This is a genomic window from Roseburia yibonii (genome assembly GCF_014297335.1).
In the GTDB taxonomy this organism is placed as follows: domain Bacteria; phylum Bacillota; class Clostridia; order Lachnospirales; family Lachnospiraceae; genus Roseburia_D; species Roseburia_D yibonii.
Genome location: NZ_JACOQH010000002.1, coordinates 256,627 through 270,715, shown reverse-complemented (window position 1 = coordinate 270,715; position 14,089 = coordinate 256,627). Strand labels below are relative to the sequence as shown.

20 protein-coding genes are annotated in these 14,089 nt (G+C 43.4%); 10 read left to right on the top strand and 10 right to left on the bottom strand.

Annotated elements, in window-relative coordinates; genetic code table 11:
* Positions 1–13 precede the first annotated feature (13 nt).
* The 8 genes from H8Z76_RS04150 to H8Z76_RS04115 all read left to right on the top strand — a co-directional run bounded on the left by H8Z76_RS04150 (position 14) and on the right by H8Z76_RS04115 (position 5,856).
* Positions 14–538, top strand: a complete 525-nt coding sequence (locus H8Z76_RS04150) for a cell division protein SepF (RefSeq protein ID WP_022515764.1) — start codon at positions 14–16, stop codon at positions 536–538.
* 5 nt (positions 539–543) lie between these two features.
* Positions 544–1,299: a YlmH family RNA-binding protein gene (locus tag H8Z76_RS04145; RefSeq protein ID WP_186981740.1), complete on the top strand. Its 756-nt coding sequence runs from the start codon at positions 544–546 to the stop codon at positions 1,297–1,299.
* A 15-nt stretch (positions 1,300–1,314) separates the two neighbouring features.
* A complete protein-coding gene (gene lspA / locus H8Z76_RS04140; RefSeq protein ID WP_243240418.1) occupies positions 1,315–1,827 on the top strand; it encodes a signal peptidase II in 513 nt (170 codons plus the stop codon).
* Between the two features lie 10 nt (positions 1,828–1,837).
* The gene (locus H8Z76_RS04135; RefSeq protein WP_186981739.1) at positions 1,838–2,749 is read left to right on the top strand and encodes an RluA family pseudouridine synthase; all 912 of its coding nucleotides are present in this window, start codon (positions 1,838–1,840) and stop codon (positions 2,747–2,749) included.
* Between the two features lie 94 nt (positions 2,750–2,843).
* Positions 2,844–3,479, top strand: coding sequence for a cytidylate kinase-like family protein (locus H8Z76_RS04130; RefSeq protein WP_022515769.1), 636 nt, complete (start codon positions 2,844–2,846; stop codon positions 3,477–3,479).
* A gap of 182 nt (positions 3,480–3,661) precedes the next feature.
* Positions 3,662–4,054, top strand: a complete 393-nt coding sequence (locus H8Z76_RS04125) for a serine/threonine protein phosphatase (RefSeq protein ID WP_186981738.1) — start codon at positions 3,662–3,664, stop codon at positions 4,052–4,054.
* 169 nt (positions 4,055–4,223) lie between these two features.
* Positions 4,224–5,312 (top strand): tyrosine-type recombinase/integrase, encoded by a 1,089-nt coding sequence (locus H8Z76_RS04120; RefSeq protein ID WP_186981737.1) that lies wholly within the window; start codon positions 4,224–4,226, stop codon positions 5,310–5,312.
* Between the two features lie 64 nt (positions 5,313–5,376).
* The gene (locus H8Z76_RS04115; protein WP_022515772.1) at positions 5,377–5,856 is read left to right on the top strand and encodes an S-ribosylhomocysteine lyase; all 480 of its coding nucleotides are present in this window, start codon (positions 5,377–5,379) and stop codon (positions 5,854–5,856) included.
* Positions 5,857–5,933: 77 nt separating this feature from the next.
* Here H8Z76_RS04115 and H8Z76_RS04110 read toward each other — a convergent pair whose 3' ends face one another.
* Both H8Z76_RS04110 and dtd read right to left on the bottom strand, forming a co-directional pair.
* Complete coding sequence (locus tag H8Z76_RS04110) at positions 5,934–6,878, bottom strand: L-lactate dehydrogenase (RefSeq protein WP_147618061.1); 945 nt, start codon at positions 6,876–6,878, stop codon at positions 5,934–5,936.
* A gap of 166 nt (positions 6,879–7,044) precedes the next feature.
* On the bottom strand, positions 7,045–7,491 hold the full coding sequence (dtd, locus tag H8Z76_RS04105) for a D-aminoacyl-tRNA deacylase (RefSeq protein WP_186981736.1): 447 nt from the start codon (positions 7,489–7,491) through the stop codon (positions 7,045–7,047).
* A 150-nt stretch (positions 7,492–7,641) separates the two neighbouring features.
* Between dtd and H8Z76_RS04100 the strand changes: the two genes are divergently transcribed.
* Positions 7,642–8,367 (top strand): tRNA 2-thiocytidine biosynthesis TtcA family protein, encoded by a 726-nt coding sequence (locus tag H8Z76_RS04100; RefSeq protein WP_186981735.1) that lies wholly within the window; start codon positions 7,642–7,644, stop codon positions 8,365–8,367.
* A 6-nt stretch (positions 8,368–8,373) separates the two neighbouring features.
* On the opposite strand, the gene H8Z76_RS04095 is transcribed toward H8Z76_RS04100, so the two are convergent.
* On the bottom strand, positions 8,374–9,111 hold the full coding sequence (locus H8Z76_RS04095) for a lysophospholipid acyltransferase family protein (protein WP_186981734.1): 738 nt from the start codon (positions 9,109–9,111) through the stop codon (positions 8,374–8,376).
* A 97-nt stretch (positions 9,112–9,208) separates the two neighbouring features.
* A complete protein-coding gene (locus H8Z76_RS04090; RefSeq protein WP_022515776.1) occupies positions 9,209–9,541 on the bottom strand; it encodes a LysM peptidoglycan-binding domain-containing protein in 333 nt (110 codons plus the stop codon).
* Between the two features lie 196 nt (positions 9,542–9,737).
* Here H8Z76_RS04090 and lexA point away from each other — a divergent pair, with 196 nt between their 5' ends.
* The gene (gene lexA / locus H8Z76_RS04085) at positions 9,738–10,355 is read left to right on the top strand and encodes a transcriptional repressor LexA (protein ID WP_022515777.1); all 618 of its coding nucleotides are present in this window, start codon (positions 9,738–9,740) and stop codon (positions 10,353–10,355) included.
* Positions 10,356–10,433: 78 nt separating this feature from the next.
* Here lexA and rsfS read toward each other — a convergent pair whose 3' ends face one another.
* From rsfS to rpmA, 6 genes are all read right to left on the bottom strand, one after another.
* Positions 10,434–10,784, bottom strand: a complete 351-nt coding sequence (gene rsfS, locus H8Z76_RS04080; RefSeq protein ID WP_022515778.1) for a ribosome silencing factor — start codon at positions 10,782–10,784, stop codon at positions 10,434–10,436.
* 81 nt (positions 10,785–10,865) lie between these two features.
* The gene (yqeK, locus tag H8Z76_RS04075; RefSeq protein WP_022515779.1) at positions 10,866–11,450 is read right to left on the bottom strand and encodes a bis(5'-nucleosyl)-tetraphosphatase (symmetrical) YqeK; all 585 of its coding nucleotides are present in this window, start codon (positions 11,448–11,450) and stop codon (positions 10,866–10,868) included.
* Between the two features lie 8 nt (positions 11,451–11,458).
* Entirely contained in the window at positions 11,459–12,094 is a 636-nt protein-coding gene (gene nadD / locus H8Z76_RS04070; protein WP_186981733.1) for a nicotinate-nucleotide adenylyltransferase, read from the bottom strand.
* A 17-nt stretch (positions 12,095–12,111) separates the two neighbouring features.
* Positions 12,112–12,399, bottom strand: coding sequence for a ribosome assembly RNA-binding protein YhbY (gene yhbY / locus H8Z76_RS04065; RefSeq protein WP_022515781.1), 288 nt, complete (start codon positions 12,397–12,399; stop codon positions 12,112–12,114).
* 25 nt (positions 12,400–12,424) lie between these two features.
* Positions 12,425–13,711, bottom strand: a complete 1,287-nt coding sequence (gene obgE / locus H8Z76_RS04060; RefSeq protein WP_186981732.1) for a GTPase ObgE — start codon at positions 13,709–13,711, stop codon at positions 12,425–12,427.
* An 87-nt stretch (positions 13,712–13,798) separates the two neighbouring features.
* Positions 13,799–14,089 carry a 50S ribosomal protein L27 gene (gene rpmA / locus H8Z76_RS04055; protein ID WP_147618066.1) on the bottom strand — a complete coding sequence of 97 codons (291 nt, stop codon included), beginning with the start codon at positions 14,087–14,089 and terminating at the stop codon, positions 13,799–13,801.

Genomic DNA, 14,089 nt, shown 5'->3' with positions numbered 1-14,089 from the left:
TAGGAGATTATTCATGGGACTGTTTGATAAATTTTTAAATGTTATGCGTCTGAATCCGGATGACGAGGATGATTTTTATGATGACGATTACTATGACGAGGAAGAGGACGAAGCGCCGAGAAAGAAGCTGTTTTCCAAGTCGGAGGATGATTTTGCGCCGGATAATGAAGTGCGTGAAAAGCCGGCAAGAACTTCTCAGAAGATCACGCCGATGCGTCCGTCCAGAAAGCAGATATCCGCAGCCGGCATGGAAGTCTGTGTGATCAAGCCGACTTCGGTAGAAGACGCAAGAGAGATCACCGAGACACTTCTTATGAACCGCACCGTTGTATTGAATGTAGAGGGACTTGATGTGGAGATCGCACAGCGTATCATTGACTTCACCTCCGGATCCTGCTTTGCGATCAGCGGTAACCTGCAGAAAATATCCAACTATATCTTTATCATCACACCGTCTACGGTAGATATTTCAGGTGATTTCCAGGATATTATGGATTCTTTTGATCTGCCGGGAATCCAGACGACAGATTACAGGTAAGAAATATGACAGAAGAAGAACAACTGCTTCAGAAGCGTTTTTTGGATCTGTCCAGACAGGCAGATTACAAGGGAATCGTTCTGTTTTCGGATTTCCTTGGTTTAAATGAACAGAATATTTTCCGTCAGACAGAAGGAATGCTTACATCTGGGTTTCAGATGTCTGGCGGATATGAATACGCGGAGCGTCAGATGGTAGCTTTTTGTCCTGACGCTCTTTATTATGAATGGGAATATCCTTTTTCGTGCCTGAAAATAGAACCGGCATATCCCAAATTTTCCGATAAGCTGGGACATCGTGACATCTTAGGCGCGGTGATGAACCTGGGGATTGAGCGGGGGAAGATCGGTGATATTCTGCTAAAGAACAACACCGCATATCTTTTTTGTGCGGATTCCGTAAAACCTTATGTGACAGAGCAGCTGGAAAAGGTAAAACATACAGTTGTCAAAGTTACGGAAACGGATGTTTTGGACAACCCTGATATTCAACCGGAATTTGAACATTTAAGCGGGATCATCACATCGAACCGGCTGGATGCATTTCTTGCATGTATCTGTAAATTATCGCGTTCCGCGGCGTCTTCGATGATCACCGGCGGGAAAGTGTGCATCAATGGCAGGGAAACACTGCACAATACCTATGTCTGCAAACCGGGAGACATTCTTTCGGTCCGTTCCTATGGCAAATTTATTTTTGATGCTGTTTCAGGAGAGACTAAAAAAGGAAGAATGAAGGTCGAATATCGAAAATACAAATAGTAAATGGAGGCTTTTATGAAAAAAATGTCTACAAAATATCTGATCCGCGTAAGTATAAGCGTGATCTTACTGATCCTGCTTGATCAGCTCACCAAGATCTGGGCGGTGGTGCGTTTGAAGGATCAGCCGGCGATTTCACTGATCCGTGGAGTATTTGAACTGCAATACCTGGAAAACCGCGGATCCGCATTTGGGATGATGCAGGGCGCAAGAGTCTTTTTTATCATCAGTACGATCGTTTTATTCCTTCTCGTATGCGTCATATACATCAGGATCCCAAAAGAAAAAATGTATCTGCCGCTGCGCGTGATCGCGGTATTGTTTCTTGCCGGCGCGGCAGGGAATTTCATCGACCGTGTGCGACAGGGCTTTGTCGTGGATTTCTTTTATTTTTCACTGATCAATTTCCCGATATTTAATGTCGCGGATATCTATGTGACGACCGCAACGATCGCCCTGATCGTTTTCATTCTGTTTTATTACAAAGAGGCAGATCTGGAACGGATTTTTTCTAAAAAGAAAGGATAAGAGAGGATCGATGGAGTTACAGACTTTTGAGGTCGGGGAACCGTATGACGGGGAACGGCTGGATAAATTTCTTGCAACGATTTATCCGTCACAGTCCCGGACCTTTTTTCAGAAACTGATCAAAGAAGGTCAGGTTACGGTAAATGAACATGCCGAAAAGAGCAATTTCAGACTGCAGCCGGACGATATTGTCACCGTGCGTATTCCACCTGCGGTATCGGTTGAAATACTGCCGGAGGACATTCCGCTTGACATCTTATACGAGGATGCGGATGTCCTTGTGGTAAACAAGCCAAAGGGCATGGTGGTCCATCCGTCGGTCGGACATTATTCCGGTACTCTGGTAAATGCGGTTTTATTTCACTGCAAAGACAGTCTTTCCGGAATCAACGGAGAAATACGCCCGGGGATCGTACACCGGATCGACAAAGATACGACTGGCTCTCTGATCGTGTGCAAAAATGATGAGAGCCATATAAAGATCGCAGAACAGATCAAAGCACATTCCGTTACCCGCCGTTACCGCGGGATCGTAAACGGGATTGTGAAGGATGATGAGGGAACCATCACCGGCGCGATCGGCAGACATCCGACAGATCGAAAAAAAATGGCGATCAATGAAAAGAACGGAAAACCTGCCGTCACGCATTATAAGGTTTTGGAACGCTTAAAAAAGCACACCTACATGGAATTTGAACTGGAAACCGGGCGGACACATCAGATCCGTGTACATATGGCGAGCATCGGGCATCCGCTGCTTGGTGATACTGTTTATGGCGGAGAGAAGAACGCGCATGGTTTACAGGGACAGACGCTGCATGCGATGACGCTTGGCTTTATCCATCCGACAACAGGAGAGTATCTGGAAGTAAGCGCGCCGCTACCTGAATATTTTGAAAATTTACTGAGAAATCTAAAATAAAACTAAAATAAAGGATTTCATATGTACTTTCCGAAAAAAATATATTATAATAATCCTATACAAAAAAGAACAAGGCTTACAAAGGGGTGGTTTTATGCGTGATTATGTATATACAATCGGACGTGAATTTGGAAGTGACGGAAAAAATGTTGGATTTGCACTGGCAGAAAAGCTCGGAATCAACTGTTATGATAAGGAACTTTTAACAGAAGCTGCAAAACAGAGTGGCTTTTGTGAGGAAATATTTGAGAATCATGATGAAAAGCCAACAAACAGCTTTTTGTATTCACTGGTTATGGATACCTATTCGATCAATGGCTATTCATCTGCACCGTTTTTGGATATGCCACTGAATCACAAAGTATTCCTGGCACAGTTCGAAGCGATCAAAAAGATTGCTTCAGAGGGACCGTGTGTATTGGTTGGACGCTGCGCGGATTACGCACTGTCAGACAATCCAAACTGCATCAATGCGTTTGTACATGCGGATCTGGATTACCGTATCGAGAATATGAAAAAGCGTTTTGGCATGAATGAGAAACAGGCTAAAGACACACTTGCAAAAAAAGACAAACAGCGTGCAAGCTATTATAATTATTATACCAGCAAGAAGTGGGGCGATTCCAGAAGCTACCATCTGACGCTTGATATCAGTGAACTTGGCATTGACGGATGCGTGGATATGATCATCCGTTACCGTGATCTTTTAGAGGCACAGAGAAATAAATAACAGGGAAGAGGAGCTGTCACAGATCCGTTTCTGTGGCAGCTTTTTTAAATCATAGGAAATTCCTTCCTATGATTTAAAAAAGCTCCGCGGGGATGCGCAGCTCGCGGAGATGAAGTTTATGTTGAACATACCGCTCGCGCGCGAAAGTGTGCGGTAAGCGCACACTTTATTTTGGAGGAAATATGGGACAATATCAGTCAGCAGCAGATTTTGAAAAGTTTTTTCATACGAATTACACACCACTGACATACGAAGACGTCAAAAGTGATTTTGAGACTTTCTATAAAGAACAAAACGGTAAAATCTTCCATGAAGATTATGAAAAAGCCGCGCAGATCTCCAGGGATGATTTTCGTGAAAATCTTTCCAAAACGGCGCTTTTTACATTCCAGGATACGTTGACGGAACTGTTTTATGAAAAGAATCCTGCAATTTACGAAGAGGCATTTGCTATTTTCGAGGAAAACGGCGGCACCAAATCAGAAATCACAAAGATTTTTGATGATACCTATCAATCGCTGTACGAAGAATTTTTAAATCAGTTTTTTGATGAAGTGATCGCGGCAGCCATTTAAATCAATTAGAAAAAAGCCTGTGGATGCTGCCAGATCCGGTAAAAAAACGTAAACTGTACGGTCAAATGTAGCAGCACAGGCTGTTATTCGGTTATGTGTATCTATCGGATAAATATCAGTTTTTCCGATAGATAGCACAGATAGTATCAGGAAAGGAGGATTTCCGGCTATGGGCAGGGATTCCCAATATTATAAGGATAAAAAGAAACAACAAACATTAAAACTCCGGGAACTGATTTCGGAGCTTCCGGGCTTCGCAACGGATTATCTCTATGATAAGGAAGTTTCTTCGCAAACCAGCACATTGATTTCCTATGCATATGATCTGCTTACGTTTTTCCGTTATATTAAGGAAATGAATCCACGTTTTAAGGATGTTGCGGTAAAAGATTTTCATTTAGAGGACATCGAACGACTTACTTCCGAGGACATTGTTGAATATCAACGTTATCTGGAACTGAATGATAAAGGCGAAAAACACGAAAACGGGAAAAAGGCGATCGCCCGGAAAATGTCTCCACTGCGTGGTATGTTTCAGTATCATTTTGAGCATGGATATATTGAAAATAATCCCATGGCGCTGGTGAAACTGCCGCGGATCAAAAAGGATAAGAACATCATTCGGATGAATTCTGAGGAAATTGCGGCTCTGTTAGACGCGATCGAACACGGAAATGAACAAATGAGTGAACGCCAGCGTAATTATTGCAAACGCACAATGCAGCGTGATCTGGCCATTCTGACTTTGATGCTTGGAACCGGGATCCGCGTTTCGGAATGCGCGGGGCTTGATATCAATGATATTAATTTTACGGATAATTCCATGACGATCGTCCGAAAAGGCGGCGGTCAGGACGTTTTATATTTTGGCGCTGAAGTCTGTGATGTCCTGAAAAATTATATTGATGGAGAACGTGCCCGTGTCATCCCGGAAAAAGACCAGGAGCACGCCCTCTTCTATTCGCTGCAAAATAAGAGGATCAGTGTGGATGCCATTGAAAATCTGGTAAAAAAATACGCAAAGATGGCGGTGCCATCGAAAAAGATCACACCGCACAAGCTGCGCAGCACCTATGGCACTGCCCTCTACCGCGAAACCGGAGATATTCGTCTGGTTGCAGATGTACTTGGACATGAAAATGTAAATACCACGATCGATTACTATGCGGCGATCGAGGATGAACATAAGCGCCGGGCTGCGAATGCGGTTTCCGTTCGGAAATCTGCTCCCGAAAAAAACGATATTGACAATGTGTAATGTTCCCGATACAATAAATAAAATTGGACAAAGATAAAAAAAGAAACTGGAGGACTTTTATATTATGGAAAAAATAGCAAGTTTCACGATTGATCATATCAAATTAGAGCCGGGGATATATGTTTCCCGCAAAGATCATATCGGACAGGAAGTCATCACCACGTTCGATCTTCGTATGACCGCACCGAATGATGAACCGGTCATGAATACTGCGGAGGTTCATACGATTGAACATCTCGGAGCTACTTTTTTACGCAATCACGCAGAATTTAAGGACAAAACCGTATACTTTGGGCCAATGGGATGCCGTACCGGTTTTTATCTGCTTCTTGCCGGTGATTATGAATCGAAAGATATTGTAAAACTCGTGACGGAAATGTTTGAGTTTATCCGCGATTTTAAAGGTGAAGTACCGGGTGCCAGTCCACGCGACTGCGGAAATTATCTGGATATGAATCTCGGAATGGCAAATTATATCGCCAAACGTTATCTGGATCAGACACTTTATACGATCGACACTGCGCATCTGATCTATCCGGAATAAAAAAGAAACATCTTCTGCTCCTTTTCCCATCACGGGATTGAACAGAAGATGTTTTTCTTTTTCCGATTTGCACCGGACTAAGCTAAAACATCATCCAGGACTTTCTTTAACGCAGCCGCTGAATCTTTTAACTTTTTCAATTCGTCATCATTTAACGAGATCGGCACGATCTTTTCTACCCCATTGGCGCTCACAATGGCAGGAAGACTCAGGCAAACATCCTCAAGTCCGTATTCACCGTGTGTCAGGCTTGATATCGGAAGAATGGAATGTTCATTCCGTACAATGGATTCACAGATTCTTCGCACCGCCATGGCTACTCCATAATAGGTTGCGTGCTTCTTTTCGATGATCTTATATGCGCTGTCACGCACATCTTCATAAATACGCTGCATGGATTCTTCGTGATTATAATATCCGCGCATCTCACAAAACTTATTTAAGTTGATCCCGGATACATTTGCGCTGCTGAATGCGGCAAGCTCGCTGTCTCCGTGTTCTCCGATGATAAATGCGTGGACACCACGGTTATCGATCTTTAAATGCTCACCCAGCAGATATTTTAAACGTGCGGTATCCAGTACGGTTCCGGAGCCAATGACACGGTTTTCCGGAAAACCGGATAATTTTAAAGCGGTATAGGTGAGAATGTCCACCGGATTGGATACGATGAGCAAAATGCCTTCGCAGCCAACACGCACCAGTTCCGGGATAATATGTTTGTAGATGCCGACGTTCTTGGCTACAAGATCTAAACGGGTCTCATCCGGTTTCTGATTTGCACCTGCTGTGATGATAACGATTGCGCAGTCCGCAATATCCTCATATTCACCTGCATAGATCTTCATAGGTGTCTCAAACGGCAAACCATGGCTCATATCCATCGCTTCACCCTCTGCCCGGTCTTTGTCTACATCTATCAGTACCATTTCCGAAAAAAGATTACTCTGCATCAATGTAAATGCGCAGCTTGAACCGACAAATCCACAGCCAATCACTGCAATCTTTCTCATATTTACCATATCCTATTTACCTTCCTTTCCTACTTCTTATTTATCGTTTCCAGTTTCAGTGAAAATTATCAAAGGCCTTTGTTTCTTTCACTGACAGTATGCCATAAAATTCCTAATAAGTCGATAGGAATACTGAAGTATGGTTGGATTTTTTTGTATACAAGATTTTACCATTTTAAAGTTCTGCGGAATCTAAAAGAATCGTGAATGGGCCATCATTTAAGAGTTCTACCTTCATATCTGCTCCAAATTCGCCCTGTGCCACATTCGGAACACTTTTTTTGCATTCCGCAATAATATACTCATACAGTTCTTTCGCCATTCCAGGTTCGCCTGCCCGGATAAAAGACGGGCGATTTCCTTTTCTACAGTCCGCATAAAGCGTAAACTGGGATACCAGAAGAATACTTCCGTTTACATCCGCAAGTGAAAGATTGGTTTTTCCGTTCTCATCTTCAAAAATACGCATACCGATCAGCTTTTTTATCATTTTATCCGCTATTTCTTTCGTGTCCTCCCCGGATACTCCGATCAATACCAAAAAGCCCTTCTCAATGGCTCCAATCTGTTTGTTATCTACCGTAACAGATGCCTGTGTCACCCGCTGTATTACAAAACGCATAAGACATTTCCCTCTCTTTTTTATTTATGATATATTCGTAATTTTAAAGAAATCAAGCCAAAAATGCAACCCAATATTTGCTTGCAGAATCTGTCTGCCTGGCGTAAACTTATAACCGTATGACAAACGACAAGAAAGTGGGAAACAAAATTGAAACTACAAAGACTTCTCAGCTTTACCCGAAAAGCAGTGGATGATTATGAAATGATACAAAGCGGAGATAAAATCGCAGTGGGAATCTCCGGTGGAAAAGACAGCCTGACACTTCTCTATGCCCTGCATGGGCTGATGCGCTTCTATCCAAATCGATTTTCGCTTATAGCGATTACCGTAGATTTAGGTTATCCTGATTTTCATCTGGATGCGGTAAAACAGCTGTGTCAGGAACTGGAAGTTCCTTATTATGTGGTAAAAACAGAAATTGCCAGGATCGTATTTGAAAAAAATGCGCTGGAAAATCCATGTTCTCTTTGTGCAAAACTGCGCAAGGGTGCTTTGAACCAAAAGGCACTGGAACTGGGCTGCAACAAGATTGCGTATGCCCATCACCGGGATGATATTTTAGAGACGATGCTTCTTTCCATGATATTTGAAGGAAGATTTTACGCGTTTTCTCCCAAGACATATCTGGAACGTACCAGGCTTACCGTGATCCGTCCGCTTATGTACGTTGCGGAAGCCGATGTGATCGGATTTATGCACAAGAACCGGCTGCCGGTAGTAAAAAATCCATGTCCGGTTGACGGAGCAACAAAAAGGCAGTACGCCAAGGATCTTCTGCGTCAGATCAATCGTGACAATCCGGGAGCAAAAGATCGCATGTTTACTGCCATTTTAAGCGGAAAAATAGACGGCTGGCCGCCACACAGAACTTAACGGAAATCAGGCATCCTGCGCCGCTGCAGATCCGGTAATCTCATTCATTTTCTGCTCGATCCGCTCTTTTACAACCTCTGCGATCTGATTTGTCTTCAGATCCTTATAGTCTTCATAATAAAGCGGGGGCAGAAAATGTACCTGTGTTTTTACACTCCCAAGATGAAATGTATTAAATACTTTGTAGGAATCGATCAGAACAACCGGAACAATCGGAGCTTTCGCCCGAACCGCGCATTTGAAGCTGCCGGCTTTAAAGTCACACACTTTGTTTTTGTTGTTAAACTCATAACCGCCTTCCGGAAACAGGATATATTTCATTCCATTTTTTACATCTTCACTCACTTCAAGAATAATCTGCATTCCCTGACGCACATTATCTTTTTCCAGTCTTTTTCCCTGTACCAGATCCACAAATTCACTGACCAGAATGGTATTGGATTTGGCTTTATCCATCACCAGGGAACAGGGCGTGGGATGTGAGATCATAATTCCAAGCGCATCATATTTTCCCTGATGGTTCGGATACATGACATACCCCTGATCCTTTGGGAGATTCTCCTGACCGAAACATTCGGTCTCGATCTTCCCGGAACGCATCATAAGCGTAATCGCATGGCGTACCAGCCGGTAACGCTCCTCTTCCGTAAATTTTTCCGGATGATCCGCCTCATAACGCATACGGGGAATCATATAAGGTGCACGAAATAAATTTCGTAAAATCACATAAAGAAATTTAAACATAAAGTAACTCTCCTATCTCTTTCCTATTATATCCGCATTTTAGAAAAAAGACAACCGGGAGCTTGGCACCAGCGTGCTTATTCAAATATTTTTTCGATTACAGATATTCGGAAGAATAATAAGGAATCAAAAGATATTCCCCTGCATGGATATCGTCACTGTCCAAGTGATTGAGGTCCCTTACTTCTTCCATATAAGCGTCACGATCCGAATAATCGGAAGACATATAATGACCGGCGATCGACCAGAGGGATTCGCCCTGCTTTACCTGTATGCTGGTGTAATACTTGTAGCTTTGCTGATCGGAAGTCATGCTGGATGCCTCGATCCGGTCGCTGATCAGAAACGCCGCAAGAAAAAATACGATCAGTGCGGCACCAAATACCAGAACACTTCTTTCCATAACACAAACATTTCTTCTTCTGTTCATAAAAAATCCCTCCATATCCTATCGCAATCCGCATATATCGAACATTCGTTGCGAACATCTGTTTTCTTTATGCTTGTATTATAGGACAGGAACGTTTGTTTGTCAACAGAAAATTCGAACAAATTTTCGGAATATGTGTTTGCTTTTTCCCGGCAGATATGATACAATTTTTATATTAAACAAGGAGGATCACAATATGCCAAATGGAAAAATCAGTGAAAAGCAAAAAGAAATTTTAGAATATATCAAACAGGAAATCTTAAACAAAGGATATCCGCCGGCTGTTCGTGAAATCTGTGAAGCTGTTCATCTAAAATCAACATCTTCTGTTCACTCTCATCTTGAGACCCTTGAGAAAAACGGTTATATCAGAAGAGATCCGACCAAGCCGCGCGCGATCGAGATCATGGATGATACCTTTAATCTTACACGCCGCGAGATGGTAAATGTGCCGGTCATCGGCAATGTAGCCGCAGGTCAGCCGCTCCTTGCCGTACAGAACATCGAAAATTATTTCCCGATTCCTGCGGAATATATGCCGAATCAGGAAACCTTCATGTTAAAGGTAAAAGGCGAAAGCATGATCAATGCAGGTATCCTTGATGGAGATCATATTCTGGTAGAACGCCAGTCAACCGCTTCAAACGGAGAGATCGTTGTTGCGCTGGTGGATGATTCCGCAACAGTAAAGACTTATTATAAGGAAGACGGACATTATCGCCTGCAGCCGGAAAACGATACGATGGATCCGATCATTGTGGATGAATGTTCGATCCTCGGAAAAGTATTCGGAGTTTTCCGTTTCTTCTCTTAAAGCAAAAAGGTAAGTGCAGATGTCATATTCTGCACTCACCTTCTTCTATCTTTTCATTCCCATATCAGAATGGGATCCTTACAGATCTGCCACACTGATCTCTTTTCCGTCTTTCCAGATACGTTCCAGATCATAAAACAAACGATCTTCCTTGGAGAATACATGAACAATAATGTCACCGTAATCCATCAATATCCAGGTGGAATAAGAATTTCCTTCGATCTGCTTTGCGGTATAACCTGCTTTATATAATTCCTCATCTACTGCATCACGCATCGCCTGCAGCTGATTCTGGTTTGATCCGTTTGCAATGATAAAATAATCCGCAATCGTTGACACATCACGGATATCGATCACTTTTACATCTTCTGCCTTCTTTTCTTCCAGTGCCGTTACAGCAAGTTTTGCCATTTCCTTTGCCTGTTCCATAGAATGCCTCCTTTTTTATACTTTATGTTCTTCACGTTATCTTTTATTTTCAGCCCCACACAGACCTGATGGGAATATATCTTATTTTTCTTCCGCTTTTGCTTTATAATACTGACACGTCTGTTCCGTCAGCGGATCGATCTCCTTACCGGTGCTCTTTAAGTAATCGAGAGTATCGCTGAGGATCTTTAACAGTGCCGCATCCAGATCTCGAAAGCAAAGCGGCCGGACAACCGGGAGATTTTTCGCTTTGTCACGTCCCGGCTCAATATAATCTGCAATATAAATGATCTTATCGAGCAGGTTCATGCCTGGCTCACCGGTCGTGTGTACCAGGATCGCATGCAAAACCTCCTCATCTGTCACATGATATTTTTTTCTGGCAAGAAACGCGCCGAGTTTTGCGTGGATCAGTGCCGGATTATCGATCTCCGCCTGTGTCAGTTCGATATGATATTTTTTACACAGTTCCATCTTTTCCTCATTTGGAATACATTTTGCGCAGTCGTGAAGAAGTCCGGCAAGCATCGCTTTTTTCTGATCCGCACCATGCGCCATGGCAAGCGCTGCCGCCGTATACATCACACCCATGGTGTGTTCGTATCTGGATTTGTCCAGTTCTTTTTTTAAGCTTTTTCTGATTTCGTCCATCGATGTTTCTGACATTTTTGTATTCACTCCTTCTTTGCACCGCAATATAAGTTATTTGCGGCAATATATTCCCTCACGCGATCCGGCAGCAGATACCGTATGGAAGTCTGCTCGGCACACCGCTTTCTGATATTATGGGATGAGATGGAAAAATTAGGCGTCTGTATACGAAAGATCTCTGCCTGATATTTTTCGGTCAGATGCCGGATCTGATCCTGCAATGCTCCATCATCGGTCAGGTCACGAACCGCCGCAAGGATCACCGCATTCTGACAGATGATATCCGGATTTCTCCAGCTTTCAAATTCCGACAGGGAGTCCGCTCCCATGATAAAATAAAACCGGTCATCCGGACACTCTTCGTGCAGGCTTGCCAGGGTTTCATAGGTATAACAGACACCGTCTGCATCCACTTCACGTCTGCTTAACGTAAAGCGCAGATTTCCCGCGATCGCAAGTTCTACCATGGCACACCGGTGTTCGGCAGATGTAATATTGCTGTTTCTTTTGTGCGGCGGATTTCCGTTTGGCATAAACCAGATCTGATCCAGTCCGAATTGTTCGGCTGCATTTTCTGCAATCATCAGATGACCGTAATGAATCGGATCAAAGGTACCGCCCATAATACCGATTTTTAATCCATCCGGCTTTGTATCCATACGCCAGTCCTTCTTTCTTATTTCGGAAGTTCGATCTTTGGCTTCTTGGCAGGACGATAGAATACCATCTTTTTACCAATAACCTGAACGACTTCAGAATGGGTCCGTTCACCGATCACTGCCGCGATCTCATTCGGATCATCGATACAGTTTTTTAATACATTTACTTTAATCAGTTCACGTTTTTCAAGAGCCTCATCCAAAGCGGCAACGATTTCCGGTGTCAGAGAGGATTTGCCGATCTGAAAAAGCGGATTCATCGTGCTTGCAAGGCTCTTTAAATAAGAACGCTGTTTGCTCGTCATCGTTATTCGTTCTCCTTTCACGAATTTAAGACTGATAATAGTCAAATTCCATACCGTACATACGGACGGTATCTCCGTCTTCAATTCCCATTTTTTCCAATTCTTTTAAGATTCCCTGTTCTTTTAAGAAACGCTGGAAAAACATAAATCCCTTCTCGGAATCGATATTGGTATAACCCAGCATTTTTTCGATCTTAGGGCCTTCCAGTTCGAAAGCACCGTCGTCTGCACGGGTGATCGTATATGCGTCATTGTTCAGGAAATGCAGTTCCGGGAAAAATTCCTGCTCATAGATGATCGGTTTGTCATCCAGACCGGAAAGGAGCTCCTCTACATGATATAAAAGCTCTTTTAAGCCCTTTCCGCTGACTGCGGAAATAGGGAACAGCTTCATTCCCTTCGGTTCAAATTCTGCTCTGAGCTTGTCTAAGATCTCATTCTCACCGTTTGGAATGGCATCGATCTTATTGGCTGCAATTACCTGCGGTTTCTTTAAAAGTTCCGGATTATATGCTTCAAGTTCCTTGTTGATCGCATAAATGTCCGCGATCGGATCACGGCCTTCCGTTCCTGCCGCATCCACTACATGGATCAGCACTTTGGTACGCTCAATGTGTTTTAAAAATTCATGTCCAAGACCAATTCCTTCCGAAGCGCCCTCGATCAGTCCTGGGATATCTGCCATGACAAATCCCCTGCCATCACCAAGATCCACAACGCCGAGGATCGGATTTAATGTTGTAAAGTGATAGTTTGCGATCGTCGGTGTTGCGTTGGTCACATGAGAGATCAGTGTTGATTTTCCGACATTCGGAAATCCGATCAGTCCGACATCCGCGATCACCTTTAATTCCAGGCGAACCTCAAGCTCAATAGCTTCCTGTCCGGGCTGCGCGTATTTCGGTGCCTGCATGGATGAAGTCGCAAAATGTTGATTGCCAAGACCGCCGTTTCCGCCTTTTAACACGATCTGGCGTCTGTTATCACCGGACATATCCGCAATGACCTGATCGGTCTCGGCATCCCGGATGATCGTTCCTTCCGGAACTTTGATGATAAGGTCTTCGCCCTTTCTTCCGTGACAGTTGCGCTTCTTGCCTTCTTCACCGCTCTGGGCAGCGTATTTGCGCTTGTGACGGAAATCGTTTAGGGTATTCATTCCCTCATCAACGACAAAAATGATGTCTCCGCCTTTTCCGCCGTCTCCGCCATCCGGACCGCCGTTTGGTACATATTTTTCACGACGGAAACTGACATGACCGTCTCCGCCCTTTCCTGATTTGATAATTATTTTTGCGCTGTCGGCAAACATAATATTTTACCTCAATTCTAACGATAATATTCTATGATTTTAAAATGAGGCTGTTAAACAATAATAACAGCCTCATAAAAGTAATTCTTATTCGTTTGTAGATACTGGATAAACGGAAGCTACTTTCTTGTCTCTTCCTTTTCTCTCGAATCTTAATACACCGTCTGTCAGTGCGAATAAAGTATCATCTCCGCCGATTCCTACGTTCGTTCCCGGATGAATCTTTGTTCCACGCTGTCTGTATAAGATGTTTCCAGCTTTTACAAATTGTCCGTCTGCTCTTTTTGCTCCTAATCTCTTGGACTCGGAATCTCTACCGTTCTTGGTAGAACCAACTCCCTTTTTATGAGCAAAAAACTGAAGGTTCATATTTAACAT

Bases quoted from the DNA above. Each gene is read 5' to 3' on its own strand.
- rsfS (WP_022515778.1), bottom strand. From the start codon at position 10,784: ATGGAACAGGCAAAGGAAATGGCAAAACTTGCTGTAACGGCACTGGAA.
- H8Z76_RS04110 (WP_147618061.1), bottom strand. From the start codon at position 6,878: ATGGTAAATATGAGAAAGATTGCAGTGATTGGCTGTGGATTTGTCGGT.
- H8Z76_RS04090 (WP_022515776.1), bottom strand. From the start codon at position 9,541: ATGAACAGAAGAAGAAATGTTTGTGTTATGGAAAGAAGTGTTCTGGTA.
- H8Z76_RS04115 (WP_022515772.1), top strand. From the start codon at position 5,377: ATGGAAAAAATAGCAAGTTTCACGATTGATCATATCAAATTAGAGCCG.
- H8Z76_RS04125 (WP_186981738.1), top strand. From the start codon at position 3,662: ATGGGACAATATCAGTCAGCAGCAGATTTTGAAAAGTTTTTTCATACG.
- obgE (WP_186981732.1), bottom strand. From the start codon at position 13,711: ATGTTTGCCGACAGCGCAAAAATAATTATCAAATCAGGAAAGGGCGGA.
- rpmA (WP_147618066.1), bottom strand. From the start codon at position 14,089: ATGTTAAATATGAACCTTCAGTTTTTTGCTCATAAAAAGGGAGTTGGT.
- H8Z76_RS04120 (WP_186981737.1), top strand. From the start codon at position 4,224: ATGGGCAGGGATTCCCAATATTATAAGGATAAAAAGAAACAACAAACA.
- H8Z76_RS04145 (WP_186981740.1), top strand. From the start codon at position 544: ATGACAGAAGAAGAACAACTGCTTCAGAAGCGTTTTTTGGATCTGTCC.
- H8Z76_RS04150 (WP_022515764.1), top strand. From the start codon at position 14: ATGGGACTGTTTGATAAATTTTTAAATGTTATGCGTCTGAATCCGGAT.
- H8Z76_RS04135 (WP_186981739.1), top strand. From the start codon at position 1,838: ATGGAGTTACAGACTTTTGAGGTCGGGGAACCGTATGACGGGGAACGG.
- nadD (WP_186981733.1), bottom strand. From the start codon at position 12,094: ATGGATACAAAGCCGGATGGATTAAAAATCGGTATTATGGGCGGTACC.
- H8Z76_RS04130 (WP_022515769.1), top strand. From the start codon at position 2,844: ATGCGTGATTATGTATATACAATCGGACGTGAATTTGGAAGTGACGGA.
- lspA (WP_243240418.1), top strand. From the start codon at position 1,315: ATGAAAAAAATGTCTACAAAATATCTGATCCGCGTAAGTATAAGCGTG.
- dtd (WP_186981736.1), bottom strand. From the start codon at position 7,491: ATGCGTTTTGTAATACAGCGGGTGACACAGGCATCTGTTACGGTAGAT.
- lexA (WP_022515777.1), top strand. From the start codon at position 9,738: ATGCCAAATGGAAAAATCAGTGAAAAGCAAAAAGAAATTTTAGAATAT.
- yhbY (WP_022515781.1), bottom strand. From the start codon at position 12,399: ATGACGAGCAAACAGCGTTCTTATTTAAAGAGCCTTGCAAGCACGATG.
- yqeK (WP_022515779.1), bottom strand. From the start codon at position 11,450: ATGTCAGAAACATCGATGGACGAAATCAGAAAAAGCTTAAAAAAAGAA.
- H8Z76_RS04095 (WP_186981734.1), bottom strand. From the start codon at position 9,111: ATGTTTAAATTTCTTTATGTGATTTTACGAAATTTATTTCGTGCACCT.